Origin of the sequence: Alloyangia pacifica (assembly GCF_900116195.1) — a bacterium.
In the GTDB taxonomy this organism is placed as follows: domain Bacteria; phylum Pseudomonadota; class Alphaproteobacteria; order Rhodobacterales; family Rhodobacteraceae; genus Salipiger; species Salipiger pacificus.
This window is the reverse complement of record NZ_FOZW01000023.1, coordinates 39,478-48,540: the sequence shown is the minus strand read 5'-3', so window position 1 is coordinate 48,540 and position 9,063 is coordinate 39,478. Positions and strand designations below refer to the sequence as shown.

The window sequence follows — 9,063 nt, the reverse complement described above, 5'->3', positions numbered from 1 at the left end:
AGGTAGGTTGCGTCAATCATCACGGTCTTTTTCTCGCCGTGCCCGGCAGCCAGTCCCGCCATCATCCTCGCGAAGATGCCCTTGTCGCTCCAACGCTTCCAGCGGTTGTAGAGCGTCTTGTGGGGGCCGTATTCCCTTGGCGCGTCTCTCCAGCGCAACCCATTGCGATTGATGAAGATAATCCCGCTGAGAACGCGCCGATCATCAACGCGCGGTTTGCCGTGGGACTTCGGGAAATAGGGCTCCAGACGCGCCATCTGCGCATCGCTCAGCCAGAAGAGATCAGACATATCACCGCTCTGTTTTCGCACGGTGAATCATGCCCCTCTGGCACAATCAATGGGTCCTGAGCCTAGAACGACACCTGAGCGCAGTGAGCGACCGTTGCGAAATCATGGTGCCGAGCCGTTCGGAGCGACGCGCACGGCCCACGACCGAGTGAAGATCACATAGCAGATCAGACGGTGCGCACCGTCAGTGCAGGCTGAGCAGCAGCTTGATGTCATGCGGGCCAAGGCCGGAGAGCAGTTCGCGCTGCTCGGGATGGAGCGCGGTGCCGCGGTCGATGCGTGCCTTCAACATCTGAGCGATTTCGCTGGTGGACTGGTAATAGAGGTCGGGATTGTCGCGTGCCATATCCTGCAACAGGCCCTCGAGCAGCTTCTTACGTTTCTCGGAGTCCAGATCCTTGCGCTTTTCTTGCAGCATGGTGCTTTCCTTTTCGTACGATCATACTCGCTTCAGGTAGGTTCGCCGCGCCCCCGTGCCAAGCATCCGTCATTCCCACCGTAGTCTCTGGAGGGCCGTAACGCGCATGTTCTGGTCACCAACGCTGGACCGTAGTTAGGTGACGATGTCTTCCGGCTCCACTCGCTTTCCTGCCATTCCATAGTCCTCCTGTTCACCGAAGCCGCGCATCGTGGGGGGACCACTTCAAAGAGGCTGGCTCAGGAAGGCGGGTAGGGCATATGCCGTCCGGGGGCGCGATCTTCCTGCTGGAAGAAGAAGTCGCTCCCGGTCATTCTGACCGCATCATGAGTGAGACCGCTGGATCATCAGAGTGCCGGGGCTTCGAGCTGCGCAGGCAGATCGACGGCCTCGTCTACCGCTTCGAACGCCGCACCGATGCGAGCGGGCGCATCGGCTACAAGCGGAGCGACGGTGACTTCTGGATCGTCTGGCACGCGAAGCTCGGCTGGATCGCCGGCGACCGGGACGGGGAAGAGGTCTTCGGCCGGCCATGGGACCAGCTGACGGGGCAATCAAGCGAGGTGCCGCCCGAAGGTGTCTGGGTCAGCCGGAAGGGTGCGAAATCCTACGTCTACGATCTTGTGCACGTCTGATCGCCGCAGCTGGCAGATTGTGGCGGCGCAGGAGCCGCGGCGTTGCCGGAGGCATCACTGCGGCCGGAAGTGGCGGTAGAAATTGCGGAAGTACCCGTCCGGAGACAGCCATTCTTCCCAGATCTCGCGCATTCTTCGCTGCTGGTCGACGAATTGTTCCGGGCTCAGCGCGGCATGGTGGTCGACGAGGATCTGCCCTGCACGGTGATGCTCGTCCAGCGGCACCCAGACCAGTTCCTTCGGCCAGTCGAGCAGGAAATCGTAGGGCAGGATGCAGATGGTGTCGAAAAACAGCATCGGTCTGCCAGCCGCCATGATCTCGTAGAAGCGCAGAGAGTAATTGCCGATGCCGCGCACGCAGAGGCTGTAGTCGCTGTCCGCGAGATTGCCGAGGAACTCGCCCAGCGCGCTCTTGCGGGCCACCGTCTGCTCGTCCGAGCTGGCTTTCCTGTCGGCCCCGGCAAAAAAGTCGCCGCGCAGCACGAAATTGGTATCGACACCGGGGTGGTCGAGCAGGGTCTGCACGGACTTGGCGCGAAGGAACTTGTACTGGAAGTTCTCCTTCAGAGAGGCGGAATAGCCCGACATGTGCCGCTTGGAGAGATGCGGCAGCGAGGTGCGCGCGAATTGAACGAGGCGCGATTTGAGCCGCGGTTTCAACACCAACCCGCAGAAGCCGATCGAGGGGCGCTCCTGCTTCTCGCGCAGCGGCGCCGGGCCGTTGGTGTGGTCGGGCATCCAGGCGGGCAGGGCGTATTCGTTCGGCTGCCGATCCTTCTCGATCGTCGGCGTGAAAAGCAGTGCGTTCCTGGCCGGGAACTTGAAATCGTGGTCGCGCTCGTGAAAGACGATGATCTGCTTGCCCGCCTCGGCGGCCTTCTGGGCAAAGCGCAGCGCGACCTCGGTGGTGCCGTCGGAGAGATACCTGTGCCAAGTACTGGGCAGGACGACATATTCTGCCTCCTCCATCGTCTCGGTCATCTGGAAATAACCGGCGCCGTTCTTTTTGTACTTGTCGAAGACGTTGGTGCCCGCGGACCAGAAGGTGGTCTCCTCGTTGCCGAGGAAGGGGATCAGCATCGCGCAGTTCATCGGGTTCACGGGAGAGGCAAAAGCCGGGTCGGTGTAAATCTTCAGGCGCATCCAAATGGGTCCAATCGTTATCACGGCGCAGGGGGGCGTGCGCGCAAAAGACTTCGGTAAAATTCAATGAAGCGCGTAGGTCGGCGAAAAAGCCGGCGCCAAGCAGAAGGTAAAAAGCGAAAGTTGTCTTGGCAAGCACCTCATCGCCATGAAGTGCCATGATCCGCGACCGGCGAGGGATATGCTGCCCGATCGTCCGATTTCCCGGCCGGTTGCCGCGCGGGGCACCGCTGGGACAGGCGAATGACGGGCCCGGAACGCCACCCGCGCGAGAAATCCCGCCCCATTTCCTCGCAGCGGGCGCGTGACCTCTGGTCATTGGCCGCGCGCTTGCTTTAGAGAGGGGAAAATTCTGCGGGAGAGGCGCGATGGACGATCTGGTCAATTCCTTCATGACAGGCCCCGACGAGAAGGGCCGCTTCGGCATCTATGGCGGGCGCTTCGTGTCCGAGACCCTGATGCCGCTGATCCTCGAGCTTGAGGAACAGTACGAGCGCGCCAAGACCGACCAGAGCTTCTGGGACGAGATGGACTGGCTGTGGAAGCACTACGTCGGCCGTCCCTCGCCGCTCTACTACGCCGAGCGCCTGTCCGACCACCTCGGCGGCGCCAAGGTCTATTTCAAGCGCGACGAGCTGAATCATACCGGTGCGCACAAGATCAACAACGTGCTGGGCCAGATCATCCTCGCCAAGCGCATGGGCAAGACCCGCATCATCGCCGAGACCGGTGCCGGTCAGCACGGCGTGGCGACCGCGACGGTCTGCGCCAAGTTCGGCCTGAAATGCGTCGTCTACATGGGTGCGCATGACGTCGAGCGCCAGCAGCCCAACGTCTTCCGCATGCGCCTTCTGGGCGCCGAGGTGGTGCCCGTCACCTCCGGCCGCGGCACGCTGAAGGATGCGATGAACGACGCGCTGCGCGACTGGGTGACCAACGTGCGCGACACCTTCTACTGCATCGGCACCGTGGCGGGTCCGCACCCGTACCCGGCCATGGTCCGCGATTTCCAGTCGATCATCGGCAAGGAGACCAAGGAGCAGATCCTTGAGCAGGAGGGCCGTCTGCCCGACACGATCATCGCCGCCATCGGCGGTGGCTCGAACGCCATGGGCCTGTTCTACCCGTTCCTCGACGACAAGGACGTGCGTATCATCGGCGTCGAGGCCGGCGGCAAGGGCGTCAACGAGAAGATGGAGCATTGCGCCTCGCTCACCGGCGGCCGCCCCGGCGTGCTGCACGGCAACCGCACCTACCTGCTGCAAGATGACGACGGGCAGATCCTCGAGGGCTTCTCGATTTCCGCGGGCCTCGACTACCCGGGCATCGGGCCGGAACACGCCTGGCTGCATGACACGGGTCGCGCGGAATACGTGGCGATCACCGACAAGGAGGCGCTCGAGGCGTTCCAGCTGTCGTGCTCGACCGAGGGCATCATCCCGGCTCTGGAGCCGTCGCATGCGCTGGCCCACGTGATGAAGATCGCGCCCGATCTGCCCAAGGACCACATCATCGTCATGAACATGTGCGGCCGCGGCGACAAGGACATCTTCGCCGTCGCCAAGCACCTCGGCGTCGACATCAGCTGAGGGCTGCAAGCCATTGAAAGGCCCGGGCGAAGTATCGCCCGGGTTTTCTATTTCTGGCCATCGTCCTCGGAGCGCCCGGTGCCCTCGCGGTTGCCCGGGTAGTGGTGGGCGAGCGGGAACTCCGGCAGCCAGGGTTCGCGCCGCACGGTCCAGTTCTCGTAGCTCGGAACCAGCTGTCCCGGCGCGTCGAGCGTGCCGAGATGCAGCTCCACCTCGTCTCCGTCGACCGCAAAGACCGACGAGCCGCAGAGCGGGCAGAAATGTCGGCCCCTGTAGCTTTGTGTCTCGCCGGTGACGATGACCGCTGCCTCCGGGAAGATCGCGGCGGCGTAGAACAGCGCGCCGTGGTGCTTGCGGCAGTCAAGGCAATGGCAGAGGCCGGTGCGGTAGGGCTGCCCCTGCGCCCGGATGCGGACCGCCCCGCAAAGACATCCGCCGTCGTAGGTTTCCATCGCGCTGTTCCTTCTTCGAGCCATTGCCCGGAAGGTATCGCCAAGCCCGCGCGGAACAAGGCCCGCAGGGCCTTCCTCCATCGTCAGCTCACCGCGCCCGGTGCATCGGCTGGAACACCGGCCCGTCCGGGGTCTGCGCATGATAGGCGGTGATCCCGAAGCCCCGCGCCAGTAGCTCATCGGACAGCACCTCTTCCGGCGGGCCATCCGCCAGCAGCCGCCCCTCGGCCAGCAGCACCAGCCGCGTGCAGTGCCGCGCCGCGAGGCCGATGTCATGCAGCGAGAGCAGCACACCGTGGCCCTCGGCGGCGAGCGCACCGAAGACTTCCATCGTGGCGATCTGATGCGCCGGGTCGAGCCCCGCCGTGGGCTCGTCGGCCATCAGCAGCGGCGTCTCCTGCGCCAGCGCGCGGGCCAGCAGCGCACGCGCCTGCTCGCCGCCCGAGAGGTTGGTGGAGCGCCGCTTGCGCAACCCCTCCAGCCCCATCTTGGCGATCGCCGCCTCGACCGGTCCTTGCGCGTGATCGCCATGCGGAAGGCGGCCAAGCGCCACGAGGTCCTCGACCTTTACCGGCCAGGCGATCTCGCGCGCCTGCGGCATCCAGGCGACGGCCTTCGCCCGCTGCTGCGGTGTCAGCCCGGCCAGGGAGCTTTCGCCGCGCGAGGGGATCAGACCCAGCGCAGCGCGCATCAGGCTGGTCTTGCCCGCGCCGTTGGGACCGATGAGGCCGACCACCTCGTGCGCTCCGATTTCCAGCGTGATGTCGGAGAAGACCTCGCGGCCACGTAGGGTTACCGAGAGTTTCTGAAGTGACAGGAAGCTCATGCCCGCTCCCCCCGGCTGCGCCAGACAAGGCGCAGGAAGAACGGCGCGCCAACGAGTGCGGTCAGCACCCCGAGCTTGAGGTCGCGGTCCGGGGCGACCACGCGCACGGCGATGTCCGCCGCCAGCAGCATCGCCGCGCCGCCTGCCGCCGAGACCCAGAGCAGCGGGCCGGGACGTCCGCCCACCGCGCCGCGCAGCAGGTGCGGCACCACCAGGCCGACGAAGCCGATTGCCCCCGCCACCGCCGTGCCCGCGCCGACGACGCAGGCGGTGCCCAGCACCACCCGGAGCCGCAGCAACCCGAGATCGATACCCATCGAGGCCGCCGCATCCTCGCCCAGCGTCAGCGCGTCCAGCCCGCGTCCGACGCCCGCCAGCAGCAGCACGCCCACGGCCATGAAGGGCAGCGCCAGCCAGACATGCAGCATCGAGCGGTCGGCGAGCGATCCCATCATCCAGAAGACGATCTCGCTGGCGGCGAAAGGGTTGGGCGAGAGGTTCAGCACCAGCTGCGTCAGCGCACCCGCGACCGCCGACAGCGCGACCCCGGCAAGGATCAGCGTCAGTGTCTCGGCGCGCGGCCCTGCGAGCATGATGAGGATCAGCACGGCGATCACCGCCCCGGCAAGCGCGCTCAGTGGCAGCGCCAGCGCAAAGGCCACCGACAGCCCGCTCTGGATCGCCAGAACGGCCCCAAGCGCGGCGCTGGCCGAAACGCCCAGCAGGCCGGGCTCGGCCAGAGGATTGCGCAGGTAGCCCTGCATGGCAGCCCCTGCCAGCCCCAGCGTGCCGCCGATCATCAGCGCCAGCAGCACGCGGGGCAGGCGAATCTCGCGCATCACCATTGGCAATGGGCCGTCGCCGCCGAAGATCAGCGCGGGCAGGCTCTCGGGCAGGCTGACATCCGCCGGGCCGATCGACAGCGAAACCGCCGCGAGCGCCAGCACCAGCGGCAGAAGGAACGCGAGGGCGCGGGTCATTCGATCTCCTGACGGAAGCGCGAGAGGTCTTCGATGGCGCCCAGCACGTGCGGCGTGCCGCAGATCCAGTCGCTGCCAGTATTGGCGGTGGCCGCCCGCGCGGCGCGCAGCTGGCGGACGACGGGATGCATCAGGATCTCCTCCGAGCGCGAAGCGCCGGGGTAGGGGCGCGCGGTGATCAGCGCCTCGGGCTCAGCCATGGCCAGTGCCTCGAGCGGCAGCTGCCCGCCGCCGCGCGCGCCGGCGATGTTGTGAAACCCGGCGGCGAGCAGGATTTCCCCTGCCAGCGTCTGGTCGCCGGTGGTGTAGCCATTGGCATAGTAGAGCGCGGCGGAGGGGCGGCGGTCCATCTCTGCGCGCAGGGCGGCAAGGCGTGTCTCGAACTCGGCGATCAGCGCCTCGGCCCGCTTTTGCCGGCCCATCGCCTCGCCCAGCGTCCGAAGCCGGGCGGGCACGTCGGCCAGCGAAGCGGCGGGCGCGACCCGCAGCACGCGTGTGCCGAGCCGCTCGAGCATCTGCGCCGCCGCCTGCGCCGTGTAGCTGCCGACCACCACGAGATCGGGCCGCAGCAGCCAGACCTCCTCGGCCTGTCCGTGGTTGACCGGATAGCCCTTCGCCTCTTCCGCCATGGCCGAACTCATCGGATCGCGTGCCAGCTTCGAGACCGAGACCAGCTGGCCCGGCGCCGCGAGCAGCATCGCCAGCTGGTCGGTGCAAAGGTTCATCGACACGACGCGCGCCGGGGCCTCCTGCGCGGCGGCCGGAGCCGCCGCGAGCAGGAGGCAGATCAGCGCGCGCCGCAGCATCAGAAGCGCGCCCGGACGCCGAAATAGGCGGCCCGGTCCGAGGTGCCGTAGCCGGTCACCACCTGGTAGTCCTCGTCGAAGAGGTTCTCGACCCGCAGGTAGAGTTCAGCCTGATCCGAGAGGGCATAGCGCAGGTTCATGTCGGCCACGGTGTAGTCGTCCATCGCGTAGCTGGCATCATGCAGGCCCGAGATGTGCCGGACCGTGAACGCGCCGCGGAACGCGTCGGAGATTCTGGAGTCGAGCGTCAGCGCGGTGCCGCGCAGCGGGACGCCCGCGATGGGCGCGCCGGTCTCGGCATCCTCGCTGTCCGTCCAGGTGTAGGCCGCGCCAAGGTTGATCCGGTCGGTCACCTCCACGCCCGCCTTCAGCTCGAGCCCCTGCGTCCAGCTCGTGCCCTCGCTCTGGACGTAGACATAGGCCGGTGCGGGGGCCGTGATCAGGTCGGTGATCTCGGTCCGGAACAGCGTCGCCGCGACATAGCCGGAGCCAAAGCGCTGCTCGGCGCCAAGCTCGTAGCTGACGGAGGTCTCGGGTGTCAGCTCTTCGTTGCCCGACCAGCCGTCGTAGCGTTCGTAGAGCGAGGGCGCGCGGAAGCCGGTGCCGACGCTGGCCCGCAGCGTCAGGTCTGGATTCGGAAGATAAGCCAGCGAGACGCGGCCCGTCGTCTTCCCGCCGTAGTCGGAATGGTCATCGTGGCGCAGCACGGTGACCAGTTCGATCTGGTCGGACAGGTGCCAGTCGGCCTGTGCCCACAGGCCCAGGGTGTCCTGCTCGCCGTCGTCGCTGCCATTGTCGAAATACTCGCGGGTCGCGTCGGCGCCGAAGGTGAGCGTGGCTGCCGAAAGCTCGGTCTGACCTTCGTAGGCGAGGCCCCAGCGGTGCCCTTCGTAGGGGTATTCGAAGGGGATGATGCTGCCGGGCGAGTAGTAGGTGTCGACGTAGGTGCCCGAGAGCTTGCGGTCGATGTCGTAATATTGCGCCGAGACCTCGTGGCTCACCGCGCCGGTCTCGAGCCGCGCAAAGGCGCGCAGACCGTATTCCTCGCTTTCCGACAGTTCGTCGGGGGTGCCGTCCATGGGGCCGAGCTCGTCGTAGTCGCTGTCCCGCTTCTGCCAGAAGGCCGCGCCGCCCACCGTCACGTCGTCGGTCAGAGCGTAGTCGCCCGAGAGGCTCAGGCGGGTCGCCTCGTGGCCGTCCTCTTCCGTGTTGCCGTCGTCTTCGTCCGCCGCCGAGTAGCCGTCGGTGGTGATGCGGCTCAGGGTTGAGGCGAAGCTGCCGCGCTCGCCGAGGTAGCTGAGGTTGTAGCTCAGCTTGGCGGTATTGTAGCTGCCGAACTCGGCGGCCACGCTCTGGTTCAGCCCTTCCTCGGTCGCGCGGTTGGTGGTGATGTTGATCACGCCGCCAATCGCCTCGGAGCCGTAGAGCGCCGATTGCGAGCCTTTCAGGACCTCGATGCGACTGACGTCGGCAGTGGTCAGCATGCCGAAGTCATACTGGATCTGCGGCCCCGAGGTGTCGGTCACGTCGATCCCGTCGACATAGACACCCACGTATTTGCCCGGCAGACCACGGATGAAGACCGAGGAGGTCCCGCCGATGCCGCCATTGCTCGTCAGGCTCACGCCCGGCAGACGTGCAAGGTAGTCGGCCAGCAGCGTCTCGCCGCTCTGCTCGAGGTCATCCTTGGTGACCACCTCAACTGTCACGCCGCTGCGCGCGAGCTCGGTGCTCTCGCCGCGGTTGGCGCTGAGGGTGAGCGTGCCGAGATCGACGGCGTCCTGCGCGAAGGCGGTGCCGGACAGGCCGAGCGTGGTGAGGGCGGTGGCTGTGAAGAGCGCTGCGCGCTGCGATGGCTTCATTGTCCCTTTTCCGTTCTTTTCATGTCGCCGGAAGGGACTCTCCCTGCCGCAGACGGTTAGCG

10 protein-coding genes are annotated in these 9,063 nt (G+C 66.3%); 2 read left to right on the top strand and 8 right to left on the bottom strand.

Features of this window, described 5'->3' with window-relative positions; all coding sequences use genetic code 11:
- Both BM397_RS27590 and BM397_RS27585 read right to left on the bottom strand, forming a co-directional pair.
- Positions 1-290 (bottom strand): transposase (locus tag BM397_RS27590; protein WP_143187083.1); only part of this gene is annotated, 290 nt, incomplete at its 3' end.
- A 184-nt stretch (positions 291-474) separates the two neighbouring features.
- Entirely contained in the window at positions 475-708 is a 234-nt protein-coding gene (locus tag BM397_RS27585) for a hypothetical protein (protein WP_092431085.1), read from the bottom strand.
- Between the two features lie 326 nt (positions 709-1,034).
- On the opposite strand from BM397_RS27585, the gene BM397_RS27580 reads away from it, so the two are divergent.
- A complete protein-coding gene (locus tag BM397_RS27580; RefSeq protein ID WP_092431100.1) occupies positions 1,035-1,343 on the top strand; it encodes a hypothetical protein in 309 nt (102 codons plus the stop codon).
- Positions 1,344-1,397: 54 nt separating this feature from the next.
- Here the strand turns inward: BM397_RS27580 and BM397_RS27575 are convergent, their stop codons facing one another.
- Entirely contained in the window at positions 1,398-2,486 is a 1,089-nt protein-coding gene (locus BM397_RS27575) for a hypothetical protein (protein WP_092431084.1), read from the bottom strand.
- A 368-nt stretch (positions 2,487-2,854) separates the two neighbouring features.
- Between BM397_RS27575 and trpB the strand changes: the two genes are divergently transcribed.
- The gene (gene trpB / locus BM397_RS27570; protein ID WP_092431082.1) at positions 2,855-4,075 is read left to right on the top strand and encodes a tryptophan synthase subunit beta; all 1,221 of its coding nucleotides are present in this window, start codon (positions 2,855-2,857) and stop codon (positions 4,073-4,075) included.
- A gap of 47 nt (positions 4,076-4,122) precedes the next feature.
- Here the strand turns inward: trpB and BM397_RS27565 are convergent, their stop codons facing one another.
- The 5 genes from BM397_RS27565 to BM397_RS27545 all read right to left on the bottom strand — a co-directional run bounded on the left by BM397_RS27565 (position 4,123) and on the right by BM397_RS27545 (position 9,001).
- The gene (locus tag BM397_RS27565) at positions 4,123-4,527 is read right to left on the bottom strand and encodes a GFA family protein (protein ID WP_092431081.1); all 405 of its coding nucleotides are present in this window, start codon (positions 4,525-4,527) and stop codon (positions 4,123-4,125) included.
- Between the two features lie 88 nt (positions 4,528-4,615).
- Complete coding sequence (locus BM397_RS27560) at positions 4,616-5,353, bottom strand: ABC transporter ATP-binding protein (protein WP_092431079.1); 738 nt, start codon at positions 5,351-5,353, stop codon at positions 4,616-4,618.
- The gene (locus BM397_RS27555; RefSeq protein ID WP_092431077.1) at positions 5,350-6,333 is read right to left on the bottom strand and encodes a FecCD family ABC transporter permease; all 984 of its coding nucleotides are present in this window, start codon (positions 6,331-6,333) and stop codon (positions 5,350-5,352) included. Before BM397_RS27555 ends, BM397_RS27560 begins: the two co-directional genes overlap by 4 nt.
- The gene (locus BM397_RS27550) at positions 6,330-7,139 is read right to left on the bottom strand and encodes an ABC transporter substrate-binding protein (protein WP_092431075.1); all 810 of its coding nucleotides are present in this window, start codon (positions 7,137-7,139) and stop codon (positions 6,330-6,332) included. The genes BM397_RS27555 and BM397_RS27550 overlap by 4 nt, the downstream gene beginning before the upstream one ends.
- Positions 7,139-9,001, bottom strand: a complete 1,863-nt coding sequence (locus BM397_RS27545; protein ID WP_092431073.1) for a TonB-dependent receptor plug domain-containing protein — start codon at positions 8,999-9,001, stop codon at positions 7,139-7,141. The genes BM397_RS27550 and BM397_RS27545 overlap by 1 nt, the downstream gene beginning before the upstream one ends.
- Between the last annotated feature and the right edge of the window lie 62 nt (positions 9,002-9,063).

Excerpts from the sequence above, each read along its gene's own strand:
- BM397_RS27585 (WP_092431085.1), bottom strand. The coding sequence starts at position 708 with ATGCTGCAAGAAAAGCGCAAGGATCTGGACTCCGAGAAACGTAAGAAG.
- BM397_RS27580 (WP_092431100.1), top strand. The coding sequence starts at position 1,035 with ATGAGTGAGACCGCTGGATCATCAGAGTGCCGGGGCTTCGAGCTGCGC.
- BM397_RS27575 (WP_092431084.1), bottom strand. The coding sequence starts at position 2,486 with ATGCGCCTGAAGATTTACACCGACCCGGCTTTTGCCTCTCCCGTGAAC.
- trpB (WP_092431082.1), top strand. The coding sequence starts at position 2,855 with ATGGACGATCTGGTCAATTCCTTCATGACAGGCCCCGACGAGAAGGGC.
- BM397_RS27565 (WP_092431081.1), bottom strand. The coding sequence starts at position 4,527 with ATGGAAACCTACGACGGCGGATGTCTTTGCGGGGCGGTCCGCATCCGG.
- BM397_RS27560 (WP_092431079.1), bottom strand. The coding sequence starts at position 5,353 with ATGAGCTTCCTGTCACTTCAGAAACTCTCGGTAACCCTACGTGGCCGC.
- BM397_RS27555 (WP_092431077.1), bottom strand. The coding sequence starts at position 6,333 with ATGACCCGCGCCCTCGCGTTCCTTCTGCCGCTGGTGCTGGCGCTCGCG.
- BM397_RS27550 (WP_092431075.1), bottom strand. The coding sequence starts at position 7,139 with ATGCTGCGGCGCGCGCTGATCTGCCTCCTGCTCGCGGCGGCTCCGGCC.
- BM397_RS27545 (WP_092431073.1), bottom strand. The coding sequence starts at position 9,001 with ATGAAGCCATCGCAGCGCGCAGCGCTCTTCACAGCCACCGCCCTCACC.